At 70.2% G+C, this 17,333-nt stretch carries 9 protein-coding genes and 1 pseudogene; 4 read left to right on the forward strand and 6 right to left on the reverse strand.

The window, feature by feature from the left end:
- Positions 1-53: 53 nt before the first annotated feature.
- Entirely contained in the window at positions 54-1,352 is a 1,299-nt protein-coding gene (locus tag ABH937_RS13785) for a DUF2786 domain-containing protein (protein WP_280692165.1), read from the forward strand.
- Between the two features lie 7 nt (positions 1,353-1,359).
- On the opposite strand, the gene ABH937_RS13790 is transcribed toward ABH937_RS13785, so the two are convergent.
- Genes ABH937_RS13790 through ABH937_RS13800 form a run of 3 tightly spaced genes read right to left on the reverse strand, consistent with a single transcriptional unit; the run spans position 1,360 to position 4,273 of the window.
- On the reverse strand, positions 1,360-2,352 hold the full coding sequence (locus tag ABH937_RS13790; protein WP_280692163.1) for an ADP-ribosylglycohydrolase family protein: 993 nt from the start codon (positions 2,350-2,352) through the stop codon (positions 1,360-1,362).
- A complete protein-coding gene (locus ABH937_RS13795) occupies positions 2,349-3,554 on the reverse strand; it encodes a cytochrome P450 (protein ID WP_280692162.1) in 1,206 nt (401 codons plus the stop codon). The genes ABH937_RS13790 and ABH937_RS13795 overlap by 4 nt, the downstream gene beginning before the upstream one ends.
- Positions 3,551-4,273 carry a Sir2 family NAD-dependent protein deacetylase gene (locus ABH937_RS13800; protein WP_280692160.1) on the reverse strand — a complete coding sequence of 241 codons (723 nt, stop codon included), beginning with the start codon at positions 4,271-4,273 and terminating at the stop codon, positions 3,551-3,553. The genes ABH937_RS13795 and ABH937_RS13800 overlap by 4 nt, the downstream gene beginning before the upstream one ends.
- 125 nt (positions 4,274-4,398) lie before the next feature.
- Between ABH937_RS13800 and ABH937_RS13805 the strand changes: the two genes are divergently transcribed.
- The 3 genes and pseudogenes from ABH937_RS13805 to ABH937_RS13815 all read left to right on the forward strand — a co-directional run bounded on the left by ABH937_RS13805 (position 4,399) and on the right by ABH937_RS13815 (position 8,297).
- Positions 4,399-5,463: an ATP-binding protein gene (locus ABH937_RS13805; RefSeq protein ID WP_370218314.1), complete on the forward strand. Its 1,065-nt coding sequence runs from the start codon at positions 4,399-4,401 to the stop codon at positions 5,461-5,463.
- On the forward strand, positions 5,460-7,223 hold the full coding sequence (locus ABH937_RS13810; protein ID WP_280692156.1) for a hypothetical protein: 1,764 nt from the start codon (positions 5,460-5,462) through the stop codon (positions 7,221-7,223). The genes ABH937_RS13805 and ABH937_RS13810 overlap by 4 nt, the downstream gene beginning before the upstream one ends.
- Before the next feature lie 55 nt (positions 7,224-7,278).
- Positions 7,279-8,297, forward strand: a pseudogene (locus ABH937_RS13815) (IS5 family transposase).
- Positions 8,298-8,340: 43 nt separating this feature from the next.
- Here the strand turns inward: ABH937_RS13815 and galE are convergent.
- From galE to rpoB, 3 genes are all read right to left on the reverse strand, one after another.
- Complete coding sequence (gene galE / locus ABH937_RS13820; RefSeq protein WP_370218316.1) at positions 8,341-9,360, reverse strand: UDP-glucose 4-epimerase GalE; 1,020 nt, start codon at positions 9,358-9,360, stop codon at positions 8,341-8,343.
- Between the two features lie 209 nt (positions 9,361-9,569).
- Complete coding sequence (locus ABH937_RS13825; protein ID WP_280693252.1) at positions 9,570-13,475, reverse strand: DNA-directed RNA polymerase subunit beta'; 3,906 nt, start codon at positions 13,473-13,475, stop codon at positions 9,570-9,572.
- Between the two features lie 101 nt (positions 13,476-13,576).
- On the reverse strand, positions 13,577-17,050 hold the full coding sequence (gene rpoB, locus ABH937_RS13830) for a DNA-directed RNA polymerase subunit beta (protein ID WP_280693253.1): 3,474 nt from the start codon (positions 17,048-17,050) through the stop codon (positions 13,577-13,579).
- Between the last annotated feature and the right edge of the window lie 283 nt (positions 17,051-17,333).

Here is a 17,333-nt window from a genome sequence, read left to right on the forward strand (position 1 = left end):
CGGCCAAGGGTTCCACCATCATCGCGCCGAGACCCGCACGGCGCTGCGGCATCATGGGCTCGGTGGACGAAGAGCAGAAGAGCATCGACGAGTTGCTGGAACACGCGCTCCAGACGGTGCTGGCCGCGCCGGACCGGCGGCTGGACGAGGTGGTGGACGGCGCTGCCTCGCTGCTGGCCGCCTCCGCAGAGCGCTGGCCGGCGATGAGCCGGGGCCTGCTGCTGCTCACCGACCGCTCTCTCGGCGGGCTCTGGGCCCGCGGCTGGCGCCCCGCCGACCTGGCCAGGCTGGTCCGCCGGGACCTGACCCCGGTCCACCAGACGCTGCTGGTCGACCTGGTCGCCGCCGAGGCGCGCCGCTACTCTCCCGCCGCGCTGGACCGGCGCTGGCAGGAGCAACTGCGCGAGCTGGCGGCCGCCGTCTGGTGGGCCGGCGACGAGCGGTTCCTGCCCGGCTTCGCCGAGCGGCACCGGCTGGACCGGTTCGCGCTGGCCACCGCCGTGTTCGAACTGCTGCGGCTGCTCGGCCGGCTGCCGGTGCTCGCGCCGGTCGGTCCGGTGCCCGGCTCCCGGCCGGTGGAGCACCGGGCGGCCGTCCCGGTGCCGGGCGAGCCGCGGATGCTGTCCCGGATCCGGGCGCTGCTGGCCAAGGCGGAGTCCACCGAGTACCCGCAGGAGGCCGAGGCGCTGACCGAGAAGGCGCAGCAGTTGATGGCCCAGCACAGCATCGACGAGGCGCTGCTGGCCGCCGGTCAGGCCCGCGACGACCTGCCGGGCGCGGTGCGGATCGGGGTGGAGAACCCGTACGAGGGACCGAAGGCGATGCTGCTGGACGCGGTGGCGGCGGCCAACCGCTGCCGGGTGGTCTGGGCGAAGGAGTTCGGTTTCTGCACGGTGGTCGGCTTCGACTCCGACCTGGACGCCGTCGAACTGCTGTACACCTCGCTGCTGGTCCAGGCGACCGCCGCGATGAACCAGTCGGGCAGCAAGCAGCACCTGGGCGGGGCCTCCCGCACCCGGGCGTTCCGGCAGTCGTTCCTGGTCTCCTACGCGGCACGGATCCGCGAACGGTTGACCGAGGCCACCGAGCGGACCACCCGGGAGGCGGCCGCCGGGCGGCACCTGCGCGAGGACGGCACCGCCGAACAACTGCTGCCGGACGAGCGGCTGCTGCCCGCGCTGGCCGCCCGCGAGGAGGCGGTCTCCTCCGCCACCGACCGGATGTTCCCCAAGCTCACCTCGCAGCGGGTGCGGGTGAGCGACGGCGAGGGCTGGGCCGCGGGCCGCGCCGCCGCGGACCGGGCCGCGCTGCACGGGCGGGCTCGGGTGGAGCGGGGGCGCGGCAAGCGGTAGGAGCCTGCTAATCCCAGAAGGCGCCGAGGGCCAGCAGCTCGTCGCGGTGCTCGATCCGCTCCACCCACTCGGCCGGCCAGGCGGCCGCGCCGACGTAGGCACCCGCGAAGGCGCCGGCCAGGCAGGCGATGGAGTCGGAGTCGCCGGAGGAGTAGGCGGCCCGGCGCACCGCGGTGACCGGGTCGTCGGGGAAGAGCAGGAAGCAGAGCAGGCCGGTGGCCAGTGCTTCCTCGGCGATCCAGCCCGCGCCGGTGGCCAGGCACGGGTCGCTCTCCCGGTCGGGGGCGGCCAGCGCGGCGTCCAGCCGGTCGAGCACCTCCAGGCACTCGTCCCAGCCGCGCGCGATGAAGTCCTCGGGCAAGCGGTCGTCGGCGCGGGCGGCCAGGTCGCCGAGCCAGTACGACTCGTAGCGGGTGCGGTTGGCGAGCGCGAAGCGGCGCAGTTCGGCCGGCAGTTGCTCAGGCGCCCAGCCCTCGATCAGCAGCCGGACCGTGTGGGCGGTCAGGCTGCTGGCGGCCAGCCCGGTCGGGTGGCCGTGGGTCAGGGCGGCCTGGAGCTGGGCGGCACCGGACAGCTGATCGGCCGTCAACGAGCGGATCAGGCCGATCGGGGCCACCCGCATGTTGGCGCCGCACCCCTTGGAACCCATCTGGCTGGACACCTGCCAGGGGCGGCCCGGGTGCCGTTGCAGCTCCCGGCAGGCGCGCATGCAGGTCAGGCCGGGTGCCCGGTTGTTGTCGGGCGCGTGGCACCAGGCGACGAACTCGTCGGTCAGCTGCTCGGCGAAGGGCTGCGGGGCCAGCTCGCCGGTCAGCCGGACGGCGCGGGCGACCGCGAGCGTCATCTGGGTGTCGTCGGTGATCAACGCCGGGGTGGGCAGCGGCAGACGGCGCCAGTCGGGGTCCGTGGCGGCGAGCTGGGCGATGGTGCGGAACTCGGTCGGATAGCCCATGGCATCGCCGATGGCCAGGCCGAGCAGGGCTCCGGTGGCTCGCTTCACGTGGTCACCAGCAATTCGTCCAGGCCGCGGATCACGTATCCGGGCTGCCAGGTGGGTTCGCTCAGCAGCGCCAGGCCGGGCGCGCGGCGGAGCAACGCGCCGTAGGACTCGGTGAGTTCGAGGCGGGCCAGCGGAGCGCCGAGGCAGAAGTGGATGCCGGCACCGAAGCTGAGGTGCGGATTCTCGGTGCGGGTCACGTCGAGGCGCTCGGGCTCGGCGAAGCGCTCGGGGTCGCGGTTGGCCGAGCCAAAGAGCAGGGCCAGCTCGGCACCGCGCGGGATCGTGCTGCCGTACAGCTCGATGTCCTCCAGGACCCAGCGCTCGAACATCTGCAGCGGGGTGTCATAGCGCATCAACTCCTCGATGGTGGTGGGGAGATGACGGTCGACGTCGGAGCGCAGCAGGGCCAGCTGGTCGGGGTTGCGGAAGAGCGCCCACCAGCCGTTGCCGGTGGTGTTGACGGTCGCCTCGTGGCCGGCGTTGAGCAGCAGCACGCAGGTGGAGACCATCTCCTGCTCGCTCAGCCGGTCACCCTCCTCCTGGGCGGCGATCAGGGCGGAGATCAGGTCGGGGCCCGGGTTGGCCCGGCGCTCGCGGATCAGCTCGCGCAGGAAGTCGGAGAATTCGACGCTGGCGTCCACCGCCTTCCGCGCGGCCTCCGGCGTCGGATTCAGCTCGAACATCCCGGTGATCGCCGCCGACCAGGGCCGCAGCAGGTCCCGGTCGGCCGCGGGCACCCCGAGCATCTCGGCGATCACCGCGACCGGCAGCGGCTCGGCGACGGCGGAGATCAGATCGCCGCCGCCCTCCTTCAGCAGCCCGGTGACCAGCTCGTCGGCCAGCGCGGCCACGGTCGGCCGCAGCGCCTCGACCATCCGCGGCGTGAACGCCTTGGCGACCAGCCGCCGGATCCGGGTGTGGTCGGGCGCCTCCAGATCGAGCAGCCCGTTGCCGTTGAGCGTGTGGAAGGGCTCGTGCGCCGGGTCGGGCGGCTGCTGCCCGAACTCTTCGTGGCTGAACCGGTGGGTGTAGCTGCGGCCGAGGCGCCGGTCGCGCAGCAGCGCGCTGACGTCCCGGTGGCGGGAGACGAGCCACTGCCCGGTCGGCTCGTGGAAGACCACCGGGGTCCGCTCGCGCAGCTGCGCGTACACGTCGTACGGGTGCGCGATGAACTCCGCTGACCAGGGATCGAAGTGCGTCACCCGGCCAGCCTAGCGACCAGCGCGGGCAGGGCGGTGGAGATCGGCTCCCGGATCACCTCCGCCGCCGGCTCGTCGTACGGGGTCGGCTCGCCGTTGACCACGATCAGCCGGGCGCCGTGCTCCAGCGCGATCCGCGGCAGGGCGGCCGCCGGGTGGACCTGCAGCGAGCTGCCGACCGCGATGAACACGTCGCAGGCCTTGGCGATCGCGTCGGCCTGCGCCAGCACCACCGGGTCCAGCCTCTCGCCGAACATCACGGTGGCCGGCTTGAGGATGCCGCCGCAGTGCGGGCAGGCGGGGTCCGGCTCACCGGCCGTGACCCGGGCCAGCGCCTCGGTCATCTCGCCGTAGCGCCGGCACGCCACGCACTGGGTGCGCCGCACGGTGCCGTGCAGTTCGAGCACCTTGCGGTCGGGCAGCCCGGCCTTCTGGTGCAGGCCGTCGACGTTCTGGGTGAGCACCCGGACCGGCAGCTTCGCGGCCAGCTCGACCAGCGCGCGGTGCCCGGCGTTCGGCTCGGCGGCCAGCGCCCCGGTCTCCAGGCGCAGTTGCCAGGAGCGGCGGCGAATCTCGGGGTCGGCCAGGTAGGGGCCGATGGTCACCAGTTGCTGGGCCTGTGGGTCGCGCTGCCACAGGCCGTTCGGGCCGCGGTAGTCGGGGATGCCGGAGTCGGTGGAGATGCCGGCTCCGGTCAGGACGGCGACGAGCGTGCGGGTCATGCGACCGACAGTAGGCGCCCGCCGGGCGGGGCCGCACCCCGGTTTCAGCGGCGAAAAGCGGGTGCGCGGGCGGGCGGTGGCCCGGACACTGGTCGGACCGTCCGCCGAGCAGCAGAGGATCCCCCGTGCAGGGTGCTGTCACCGTATCCCCGTCCCAGGTACCCGAGTTGCTGCTCGGGCTGGCCACCGTGCGGCCGGTCTTCCTGTGGGGTGCGCCGGGGATCGGGAAGTCCTCGCTGGTGCGGGAGTTCGCCGACTCGCTCGGGCTCGAGTGCGTGAGCCTGATCGGCACCCAGCTGGCGCCGGAGGACCTGATCGGGGTCCCGCAGATCACCCCGCAGGGGCGCTCGCGGTTCTGCCCGCCGGAGGCCATCGCCCGCGACGAGCCGTACTGCCTCTTCCTGGACGAGCTCAACGCGGCCACGCCCGATGTGCAGAAGGCCTTCTACTCGCTGATCCTGGACCGCCGGATCGGCTCCTACGAGCTGCCACCGGGCAGCATCGTGATCGGCGCGGGCAACCGGGCCACGGACGGCGCACTGGCCCGGCCGATGGCCTCCGCGCTGGTCAACCGGCTGGTCCACGTCCATCTGCGGGCCAGCGCCACGGACTGGCTGAGCTGGGCCGCGGGCAGCGGGATCCACCCCTGGGTGGTGGACTACCTGACGGACCGTCCGGACCACCTCTGGTCCGCGCCGCCGAAGTCCGAGGAACCGTTCTCCACCCCGCGCGCCTGGCACATGCTCTCCGACGCGCTGCACTCCTTCGGGCCGACCCTCGCCGAGGAGACGCTGAAGGTGGTGGCGAACGGGCTGCTGACGCCGCAGCACGCGGTGGCCTTCTGCGGCTACGCCAAGATCGTGCGGCACTCCTTCGGGCTGGACGCGATCCTCAAGGGCGAGGCCCGCTGGCCGCACCGGCTGGAGGACCGCGACCTGCTCTACTACCTGGCCGACGCCTTCCGCGGCCGCCTGGTCAAGGAGTTGCCCGCCAGGAAGGAGTACGCCTCCGACGCGCTGCGGCAGACCGCCTACCGGGCCAAGTCGCTGCTGGTGCAGTTGGCCGAGATCTCGGTCGAGGTGGCCCAGACGGTGATCGCGGACGGCCCGGACGGCAACCCGGTGCTGCCCGCCTGGTTCCTGATCGAGGCGGCCCGGGACATGCCCCGGCTGGTCGAGGCGCGACGGTGAGGCGCCCGCCGCGTCAGCCGGACGTCAAGGACCCGGCCGCCCTGGCGCTCGCCGAGGGGCTGGCGTTGCTGCGCCGCAACAGCGCCTTCGCCTCGCTCGACGTGAGCCTGTGCCGCAACCCCGACTGCCTGCCGCCGGGCGGCTGGGCGGTGGTCGACTCCAACGGCGTGCTGCACGTGGACGGCAACCGGCGCGCGGACCCGGCCGAGTGGGCCTGGGTGTTCGCACACTGCCTGCTGCACCTGGGCTTCGGGCACCTGGACGGCCCGCCGGAGCCGCCCGACGCCTGCCTGCGAGCCGCCCGCTGCCACGTGGTCAACCGCTTCCTGGCCACCTTCACGATCGGCCGCAGCCCGTTCGAGCTGCCCGGCGCGTACCTCGGCGGGGACGAGGAGGAGATGGCCGCCCGCTGGCGCCGGGACGGGCTGCCCGAGGTGGCGGGGACCGCCGGGACCGCGTCGGACCTCCGGCGGACCGGCAAGTACCAGCAGACGCCCGAGGACTGGACGGTGGCCTTCGCCGCCGCGCTGACCCGCACCATGTCGGCGGCGATGGACCTGGCCGGCGGCCGGCGCGAGGAGCTGACCGGAGCGCGGCTGCCGGAGCGGCCGTGGACCCGCGCGCTGAACTGGTTCATCTCCTCCTACCCGCTGCTCGGCGGCATCGCGGCCGGCCTCACCCTGGTCGCGGACGCCGAGTTGGCCCGGGCCCAGGGCATCGCGATCGCGGCCGTCAACGCCGAGGCCGGCGAGATCTACCTCAACCCGCTGCGCCACTACAGCGACGAGGAGTGGCGGTTCATCCTGGCCCACGAGATGCTGCACGCCGCGCTGCGGCACGGCGACCGGCGCGGGGCCCGCGACCCGTACCTGTTCAATGTCGCGGCCGACTATGTGATCAACGGCTGGCTGCTCGAGATGGGTGTCGGCGAGATGCCCGAAGGGCTGCTGCACGACCCGGAGTTGCGGGGCCTGTCGGCCGAGGAGGTGTACGACCGGATCGTCCGCGACCAGCGCCGGATCCGCCGCCTGGCCACCCTCGCGGGCAAGGGCCGCCCGGACGTGCTGGGCGCGCCGCTCGGCGAGCCGCGCGACTACGTCGACCTCGACGACTTCTACCGCCGTGGCCTGCAACAGGGGTTCGAGCTGCACCGGCGCGAGCGCGGGCTGCTGCCGGCCGGCCTGGAGGAGGAGATCCGCGCGCTGGCCCACCCGCCGCTGCCCTGGGACGCCCGCCTCGCCCGCTGGTTCGACGAGTTCGTCCCCTCGCCGCAGCCCGTGCGCAGCTACGCCCGCCCCTCGCGCCGGCAGGCCTCCTCCCCCGGCATCCCGCGCGCCGGACGGTACTTCCCGCCCGAGGAGGTGGCCCGCTGCACCTTCGGCGTGGTGCTCGACACCTCCGGGTCGATGGACCGCCGCCTGCTCGGCAAGGCACTCGGCGCGATCGCCTCCTACGCGGCCGCCCGGGACGTGCCGGCCGCCCGCGTGGTGTACTGCGACGCCGCCGCCTACGACGCCGGCTACCTGCCGCCGGAGCGGATCGCCGGCCGGCTGCGGGTGCGCGGTCGCGGCGGCACGCTGCTGCAGCCCGGGGTGGACCTGCTGGAGCGAGCCGAGGACTTCCCGCCCGGCGCGCCGATCCTGCTGATCACCGACGGCTACTGCGAGGTGCTGCGAGTGCGCCGCGAGCACGCCTTCCTGCTGCCGCCGGACGGCTCGCTGCCGTTCACCGCGCGGGGCCCGGTGTTCCGCGTCAGCTAGGAGCTGTCTGGGGTTTGGATCTCTTTGTGGTGCTGGCTGCTGGTAGAACTCGGGTGTGGCGCGTTTTGATGTGACGGATGCCGAGTGGATGCTGATCGAGCCCCTTCTGCCGGTCGCGGCTACGGGGCCGTTGCCCCGGCGGGTGCGGGACCAGTTCAACGGGGTGATCTGGCGTTTCCGGACCGGGTCCGGGTGGCGTGATGTCCCAGAGAGGTACGGGCCCTGGTCCACGGTGTACTCCCGGTTCAGCAACTGGGCCAGGGCCGGGGTGTTCCAGGGGTTGATGGACGCGTTGATCGCGGAGGCGGCCGGGCGTGGGCTGGTCGGTCTGGAGCTGGTGAGCGTGGACTCCACGGTGGTGCGCGGGCACCAGGACTCGTCCGGCCTGGCCGTCGCTGGGGAGACCCTGGACGCCCTCGAACAGGCACTGACCGAGGAAAAAGGGGCTCCACTGCCGCGCCAACCGCCGGTGTGGCGGGTGGTGCACCGCAAGCCCCGGCGGACACGACCGCCGCGGACCGGGCGGGCGCGGATCCTGCCGCAACGCGGCGTCGCCGCAAAGCCCGTGCGAAGGCTGCCGGACTCGGCCGGTCCCGGGGCGGCCTGAGCAGCAAGATCCATGCCGCGGTCGACTCCGCCGGGCTGCCGCTGGCCTTCGTCCTGACACCCGGTCAGGCGGCGGACTGCCCGCTGTTCCGGACCGTGCTGGAGAAGATCAGGGTCCCGGGGCCGGTCGGCCGCCCGCGCACCAGACCGGACGCAGTCGCCGGGGACAAGGCCTACTCCTCCAAGGCCAATCGGGCCTACCTGCGCAAACGCGGCATCAGGGCCGTCATCCCGGAGAAGGGGGACCAAGCCGCCAACCGCAAGAAGAAGGGCAGCCGAGGTGGCCGGCCCGTCAGCCAGGACGCCGAGCTCTACAAGGAGAGGAACACCGTCGAACGCTGCTTCCAGAAGCTCAAGACCTGGCGCGGGGTGGCCACTCGCTACGACAAGAGCCAGGAGAGCTTCGAGGCCGCACTCCACCTCCGAGGCTCGATCATGTGGCTGAAGCACCTCACCTCAACCACATGATCCGAACCCCGAACAGCTCCTAGTGCCCGTAGTACCCGGGACGTCAGGCTTCCGGGAAACCGTCCGGGTTCTGCGACTGCCAGCGCCAGGTGTCCGCGCACATGTCGTCGATGGTGCGGGTGGCCACCCAGCCGAGCTCGGCCTGGGCCTTGGCCGGGTCCGCGTAGGAGTCCGCGATGTCGCCGGGGCGGCGCGGCGCGTCGACGGTCGGGATCTCCCGGCCACTCGCCTTGGCGAACGCCGACACCATCTCGCGGACCGAAGTCGGCCTCCCGGTGCCCAGGTTCCAGGTCGAGACCGGCTCCTGCGTCTCGCCCAGCTTCTTCAGGGCGGCGACGTGGCCGGCGGCCAGGTCCTCGACGTGCAGGTAGTCACGCCGCGCGGTGCCATCGGGCGTGGGGTAGTCGGTGCCGAAGACCTGGAGGCCGGCGCGTCGCCCGACGGCGACCTGGGCGACCAGCGGCATCAGGTTGTTGGGCACCCCGTGCGGGTCCTCGCCGATCGTCCCGGACTGGTGGGCGCCGACCGGGTTGAAGTAGCGCAGCAGCGCGATCCGCATCTCCGGGTCGGCCACGCCGAGGTCGCGCAGCATCTGCTCCTGCATCACCTTGGTCCAGCCGTAGGGGTTGGTCGCCGAGGTGGGGAAGGGCTCCCGCATCGGCGCCGGCGCGTCCTCGCCGTAGACGGTGGCGGAGGAGGAGAAGACCAGCTTCTTGACACCGTGCGCACGCATCGCGGCCAGCACGGAGAGGGTCGAACCGAGGTTATTCGCGTAGTACTCGAGCGGCATCGCGACGGACTCCCCGACCGCCTTCAGCCCGGCGAAGTGGATCACCGCGTCGAACGCCCCCTGGGCGAAGAGACGGTCGGTCTCGTCCTGGTCGGTGAGGTCGATGACGTGGTGCTTGATCGGCACGCCCGACAGCGACTCGAGGCGGCCGAGGACCGACGGCTTGCTCCTGCTGAAGTTGTCCGCGATCACCACCTCGTGGCCCGCCGCGATGAGCTGGAGCGTGGTGTGAGAGCCGATGTAACCGCTGCCACCGGTGACCAAGATTCGCATGGCGGCACACTACCAGCCGACTTTCGCCGGGCCTGAGGCTGCCGGAATCGCGGCAGCCACGTCCTCGCACGCTCGCTCGGCGGCATGGCCGCCCGTCGCGAGCCGGACTGGACGACGCCTGGAGACGCCTGGAGACGCCTGGGGGCGCCTGGAAACGCCGCAGGGCGGCCACCCCGGTGGGGTGACCGCCCTGCGGTTCAGCGAACGACTCAGCCGGTGTACGGCCCGTAGTCGTAGTCGTCCAGCGGAACCGCCTGGCCGGAGCCGGCGCCGAAGGGCGACAGGTCGTAGTCGTCGTAGCCGACGGCCGAGTACATCGCGGCCTTGGCCTCCTCGGTCGGCTCGACCCGGATGTTGCGGTAGCGGGGCAGACCCGTACCGGCCGGGATGAGCTTGCCGAGGATGACGTTCTCCTTGAGGCCCAGCAGCGGGTCCGACTTGGCGTGGATCGCCGCGTCGGTGAGCACCCGGGTCGTCTCCTGGAAGGAGGCGGCCGACAGCCAGGACTCGGTGGCCAGCGAGGCCTTGGTGATACCCATCAGCTGCGGACGACCGGAGGCGGGGTGACCGCCCTCGGAGACCACCCGACGGTTCTCGGTCTCGAAGCGGCCGCGCTCGACGAGCTCGCCCGGGAGCAGCTCGGCGTCGCCCGACTCGATGATCGTCACGCGGCGGAGCATCTGCCGAATGATGATCTCGATGTGCTTGTCGTGGATCGACACACCCTGCGAGTTGTAGACCTTCTGGACCTCGGCGACCAGGTGAATCTGGACGGCACGCTGGCCCATGATCCGCAGCACGTCGTGCGGGTTGGTGGCGCCCTGGGTCAGCTTCTGGCCGACCTCGACCGCCTCGCCCTCGCTGACCAGCAGCTTGACACGCTTGGAGACCGGGTAGGCGATCTCCTCGGTGCCGTCGTCCGGGGTGACGACGAGCTTGCGGGTCTTCTCGGTGTCCTCGATCCGGACCCGGCCGGAGGCCTCCGAGATCGGGGCCACACCCTTGGGGGTACGGGCCTCGAAGAGCTCGACGACACGCGGCAGACCCTGGGTGATGTCGTCACCGGCCACACCACCGGTGTGGAAGGTACGCATGGTCAGCTGGGTGCCGGGCTCACCGATGGACTGGGCGGCGATGATGCCGACCGCCTCACCGATGTCGACCAGCTTGCCGGTGGCCAGCGAACGGCCGTAGCAGAAGGCACAGGTGCCGACGGCCGACTCACAGGTCAGGATCGAACGGGTCTTGACCTCGCCGATGCCGTGGCGGATCAGCTCGTCGATCAGCACGTCACCGAGGTCGGTGTTGGCGGTCGCGATGAGCTTGCCGTCGACGGTGATGTCCTCGGCCAGCATGCGGGCGTAGACGCTGGTCTCGACGTCGTCGGCCTTGCGCAGCACGCCGTCCTCGCCGACCGAACCGATCGCCAGCTTGAGGCCGCGCTCGGTGCCGCAGTCCTCCTCGCGGATGATCACGTCCTGCGAGACGTCCACCAGACGACGGGTCAGGTAACCCGAGTCGGCGGTACGCAGCGCGGTGTCGGCCAGACCCTTACGGGCACCGTGGGTGGAGATGAAGTACTCCAGCACCGACAGGCCCTCACGGAACGACGCCTTGATGGGACGCGGGATCGTCTCGTTCTTGGCGTTCGACACCAGACCACGCATACCGGCGATCTGACGCATCTGCATCATGTTTCCGCGAGCACCCGAGTCGACCATCATGAAGATGGGGTTGGTCTTCGGGAAGTTCGCGTTCATGGCCTCGGCGACCTCGTTGGTCGCCTTGGTCCAGATGTTGACCATTTCCTGCTTGCGCTCGTCGTTGGTCATCAGACCGCGCTCGTAGTTCTTCTGGACCTTCTCGGCCTGCGCCTCGTAGCCCTCGAGAATCTGCGGCTTGCTCGGCGGCACGACGACGTCCGAGATCGAGACGGTGACACCGGACCGGGTCGACCAGTGGAAGCCGGCCGCCTTCAGGTTGTCCAGGGTCGCCGCGACGATGACCTTGGGGTAGCGCTCCGCCAGGTCGTTGACGATCGCGGAGAGCTGCTTCTTGCCCACCTCGTAGTCGACGAACGGGTAGTCCTCGGGCAGCAGCTCGTTGAAGAGCGCGCGGCCCAGGGTGGTGTTCAGGCGGAACGGCTCGCCCTCGGTCCAGCTCGGCCGGCCGTCGGTCCACTCGGCGTCCACCACCGGCGGGGTCCAGCCGCGCGGCGGCACGGTGCCGATCGGCAGCCGCAGCTCGATCGGGGCCTGGACGTCCAGCTCGCGGGCGTCGAAGGCCATGATCGCCTCGGCGGTCGAGGAGAAGGAGCGGCCACCGCCCTTCACCTCCTCGCGGTCCGAGGTGAGGAAGAAGAGACCGAGCACCATGTCCTGGGTCGGCATGGTGACGGGGCGACCGTCGGCCGGCTTCAGGATGTTGTTCGAGGACAGCATCAGGATGCGGGCCTCGGCCTGCGCCTCCGCGGAGAGCGGCAGGTGGACGGCCATCTGGTCACCGTCGAAGTCCGCGTTGAACGCGGTACAGACGAGCGGGTGGATCTGGATGGCCTTGCCCTCGACCAGCTGCGGCTCGAAGGCCTGGATGCCGAGGCGGTGCAGGGTGGGCGCACGGTTCAGCAGCACCGGGTGCTCGGCGATGACCTCTTCGAGGACGTCCCACACCACCGGGCGCGCGCGCTCGACCATGCGCTTGGCCGACTTGATGTTCTGCGCGTGGTTCAGGTCGACCAGGCGCTTCATCACGAACGGCTTGAAGAGCTCCAGCGCCATGGCCTTGGGCAGACCGCACTGGTGCAGCTTGAGCTGCGGGCCGACGACGATGACCGAACGGGCCGAGTAGTCGACGCGCTTGCCGAGCAGGTTCTGACGGAAACGACCCTGCTTGCCCTTCAGCATGTCGCTGAGGGACTTCAGCGGACGGTTGCCGGGGCCCGTCACCGGGCGACCACGACGGCCGTTGTCGAAGAGGGCGTCGACCGCCTCCTGGAGCATCCGCTTCTCGTTGTTCACGATGATCTCGGGCGCGCCGAGGTCGAGCAGCCGCTTCAGGCGGTTGTTGCGGTTGATCACGCGGCGGTACAGGTCGTTCAGGTCGGAGGTCGCGAAGCGGCCACCGTCCAGCTGCACCATCGGACGCAGGTCCGGCGGGATCACCGGGACGCAGTCCAGCACCATGCCGTTGGGCTTGTTGGTGGTCTGCAGGAAGGCGGAGACGACCTTGAGGCGCTTGAGCGCACGGGTCTTCTTCTGGCCCTTGCCGGTGCGGATGATCTCGCGCAGCCGCTCGGACTCCTCGGCCAGGTCGAAGGTCTCCAGGCGGTCCTTGAGGGCCGCCGCGCCCATCGAGCCGGAGAAGTAGGTGCCGAACCGGTCGCGCAGCTCGCGGTAGAGCAGCTCGTCACCCTCGAGGTCCTGGACCTTGAGGTTCTTGAACCGGGCCCACACCTCGTCCAGGCGGTCGATCTCGCGCTGCGCACGGTCGCGCAGCTGCTTCATCTCACGCTCGGCACCCTCGCGCACCTTGCGGCGCACGTCGGCCTTGGCGCCCTCGGCCTCCAGCTCGGCCAGGTCGGTCTCGGCCTTCTTTGCCCGAGCCTCGAGGTCCGCGTCACGGCGGTTCTCGATCTGCTGGCGCTCGACGGAGACGTGCGCCTCCAGGGACGGGAGGTCGCGCTGGCGACGCTCGTCGTCCACCCAGGTGATCATGTAGGCGGCGAAGTAGATGACCTTCTCGAGGTCCTTCGGCGCCAGGTCGAGCAGGTAGCCCAGACGGCTGGGGACACCCTTGAAGTACCAGATGTGGGTGACCGGGGCGGCCAGCTCGATGTGGCCCATCCGCTCACGACGCACCTTGGCGCGGGTCACCTCGACGCCGCAGCGCTCGCAGATGATGCCCTTGAAGCGGACACGCTTGTACTTACCGCAGTAGCACTCCCAGTCCCGGGTGGGACCGAAGATCTTCTCGCAGAAAAGGCCGTCCTTTTCCGGCTTCAGCGTGCGGTAGTTGATGGTCTCCGGCTTCTTGACCTCGCCGTGCGACCACTGGCGGATGTCGTCGGCGGTCGCGAGGCCGATGCGGAGCTCGTCGAAGAAGTTGACGTCAAGCACTGGTCGTCAAGCCCTCTTTCGTAAGTCGAAAGTCGTTCATCTGGTCTGAGGGGGGCCTGGGGGCGGGCCGGCTGCTGATCGCGCAGCCGGCCCAACCTCCGTCAGACCTCTTCGACGCTGCTCGGCTCGCGCCGGGACAGGTCAATACCGAGCTCCTCGGCGGCGCGGAAGACATCCTCGTCGGAGTCCCGCAGCTCGATGTTGGAACCGTCCGAGGACAGCACCTCCACGTTGAGGCAGAGCGACTGCATTTCCTTGATGAGCACCTTGAAGGACTCGGGAATGCCGGGCTCGGGGATGTTCTCGCCCTTGACGATCGCCTCGTAGACCTTCACGCGGCCCAGGACGTCGTCGGACTTGATGGTGAGCAGCTCCTGGAGGGCGTACGCCGCGCCATAAGCCTCGAGTGCCCACACCTCCATCTCACCGAAGCGCTGACCACCGAACTGCGCCTTACCACCCAGCGGCTGCTGGGTGATCATCGAGTACGGACCGGTCGAACGAGCGTGCAGCTTGTCGTCGACCAGGTGGTGCAGCTTGAGGATGTACATGTAGCCGACCGAGATCGGCATCGGGAACGGCTCGCCGGAACGGCCGTCGAACAGCCGGGCCTTACCGGTGGAGTTCACCAGGCGCTCGCCGTCACGGGTGAGCGTGGTGTGGTCCAGCAGACCGGTGATCTCGTCCTCGCGGGCGCCGTCGAAGACCGGGGTGGCGAGGTTGGTGCCACCCTCGACCTTGTCCGCGCCGATCGCCTGCAGGCGGCGGGCCCACTCGTCGGCCAGACCGGAGACGTCCCAGCCCTGCTGGGCGAGCCAGCCGAGGTGGATCTCCAGGACCTGTCCCGGGTTCATTCGGGACGGGACACCCAGCGGGTTGAGGATGATGTCGACCGGGGTGCCGTCCTCGAGGAACGGCATGTCCTCGACGGGGAGGATCTTGGAGATGACACCCTTGTTGCCGTGTCGGCCGGCCAGCTTGTCACCGTTGGTGATCTTGCGCTTCTGGGCCACGTAGACCCGGACCAGCTGGTTGACGCCCGGGGGCAGCTCGTCGCCCTCTTCGCGGTCGAAGACGCGCACGCCGATGACCTTGCCGGACTCACCGTGCGGCACCTTCAGCGAGGTGTCGCGGACCTCACGGGCCTTCTCACCGAAGATCGCGCGGAGCAGGCGCTCCTCCGGGGTCAGCTCGGTCTCACCCTTGGGCGTGACCTTGCCGACCAGGATGTCGCCGGTGACGACGTCCGCGCCGATCCGGATGATGCCGCGCTCGTCGAGGTCGGCGAGGACCTCCTCGGAGACGTTCGGGATGTCCCGGGTGATCTCCTCCGGACCCAGCTTGGTGTCACGGGCGTCGACCTCGTGCTCCTCGATGTGGATCGAGGAGAGGACGTCGTCCTGCACGAGGCGCTGCGACAGGATGATCGCGTCCTCGTAGTTGTGACCCTCCCAGGACATGAAGGCGACGAGCAGGTTCTTGCCCAGCGCCATCTCGCCCTCGTCGGTGCACGGGCCGTCGGCCAGCACCTGGCCGGCCTCGACCCGGGCGCCCTCGTCCACGAGCACCTTCTGGTTGAAGGCGGTGCCCTGGTTGGAGCGGGTGAACTTGGCGGCGCGGTACGTGTTGTACGTGCCGTCGTCGTTGGCCACGGTGACGTAGTCGGCCGAGACCTCCTGCACCACACCGGCCTTCTCGGCGGTGATGACGTCCGCGGCGTCGACGGCGCAGCGGTACTCCATGCCGGTGCCGACCAGCGGAGCCTCGCTCTTCAGCAGCGGCACCGCCTGGCGCATCATGTTCGAGCCCATCAGCGCGCGGTTGGCGTCGTCGTGCTCGAGGAAGGGGATCATGGCGGTCGCGACCGACACCATCTGGCGCGGCGAGACGTCCATGTAGTCGATCTCGGTGCCGGGGATGTAGTCGATCTCGCCGCCACGGCGACGCACCAGCACGCGCGGCTCGGCGAAGTGCAGGTCCTCGGTCAGCGGCGCGTTGGCCTGCGCGATGACGAAGCGGTCCTCCTCGTCAGCGGTCAGGTAGTCCACCTGCTCGGTGACGATGCCCTCGACGACCTTGCGGTACGGGGTCTCGATGAAGCCGAAGGCGTTCACCCGGCCGTACGAGGCCAGCGACCCGATCAGACCGATGTTCGGGCCTTCGGGGGTCTCGATCGGACACATGCGGCCGTAGTGCGAGGGGTGCACGTCACGGACCTCGAAGCCGGCCCGCTCACGGGACAGACCACCGGGGCCCAGCGCGGACAGACGACGCTTGTGGGTCAGGCCCGACAGCGGGTTCGTCTGGTCCATGAACTGGGACAGCTGGCTGGTGCCGAAGAACTCCTTGATGGAGGCGACGACCGGCCGGATGTTGATCAGGGTCTGCGGCGTGATCGCCTCGACGTCCTGGGTGGTCATGCGCTCGCGCACGACGCGCTCCATCCGGGCCAGGCCGGTACGGACCTGGTTCTGGATGAGCTCGCCGACGTTGCGCAGGCGACGGTTGCCGAAGTGGTCGATGTCATCGACCTCGACGACGATGTCGCGACCCTCGTTGTCACGCCACTCGGTCTCGCCCGCGTGCAGCTTCACCAGGTACTTGATCGCACCGATGATGTCGGGCTCGGTGAGCACGCCGGAGTCCAGCGACTCGGCGTTGCCCAGCTTGCGGTTGACCTTGTAGCGGCCGACCTTGGCGAGGTCGTAGCGCTTGGGGTTGAAGTAGAGGTTCTCGAGCAGGGTCTGCGCGGCCTCACGGGTCGGCGGCTCGCCGGGACGCAGCTTGCGGTAGATGTCGAGCAGCGCGTCGTCCTGGCCCTGGGTGTGGTCCTTCTCCAGGGTGGCGCGCATCGACTCGTACTCGCCGAACTCCTCGAGAATCATCTCGTTGGTCCAGCCGAGAGCCTTGAGCAGCACGGTGACCGACTGCTTGCGCTTGCGGTCGATGCGGACACCGACCATGTCGCGCTTGTCGATCTCCATCTCCAGCCAGGCACCACGCGAGGGGATGACCTTGCAGGAGTAGATGTCCTTGTCGGACACCTTGTCCAGGGTGGAGTCGAAGTACACGCCCGGCGAGCGGACGAGCTGGGAGACGACGACACGCTCGGTGCCGTTGATCACGAACGTGCCCTTGTGGGTCATGAGCGGGAAGTCGCCCATGAAGACCGTCTGAGACTTGATCTCACCGGTCTCGTTGTTCGTGAACTCGGCGGTGACGAAGAGCGGGGCCGCGAAGGTGAAGTCGCGGTCCTTGCACTCGTCAATGGAGTTCTTCGGCGGCTCGAAACGGTGGTCGCGGAAGGTCAGGGACATCGACCCGCTGAAGTCCTCGATCGGGGAGATCTCTTCGAAGATCTCCTCCAGACCGGACTTCGTGGGGACGTCCTGACCACTCTCCAGGGCCGCCTCGACCCGGGACTTCCAGGCCGCATTGCCGAGCAGCCAGTCAAAGCTCTCGGTCTGCAGGGCCAGGAGGTTCGGGACCTCGAGGGGCTCCTTGATCTTCGCGAAGGAGACGCGGAGCGGGGCGGTGGAATTGGCGTTGTTCGAGGCGTTGCGCGGCGCGGCCAAGAGGGGGGGTCCTTCCGAGGGCTCGGAGCTCACTACGCGCGTACCGGCCGGGCCTTGCCGAGGGGGGAAACCCCAGGTCAGGGCAGCGCAGACTCCGGGCGACGAGTCACGGAGCAGCTAACAGGCAGCGCAAAGGGACAGTGTAGCCAAAGGCGACACTGCTGTCCAGCCCTGATTCGGAGACCGAATCGGACACTCCCTACTGCTCGACCTGCCACTGCCTACTACCGTCACTGCTACTGCCCTGGGCAGCCCCTGCGCACCGCAGCGGTGCCCAACCTCG

Source organism: Kitasatospora sp. GAS1066B, from assembly GCF_041262605.1.
Classification (GTDB): domain Bacteria; phylum Actinomycetota; class Actinomycetes; order Streptomycetales; family Streptomycetaceae; genus Kitasatospora.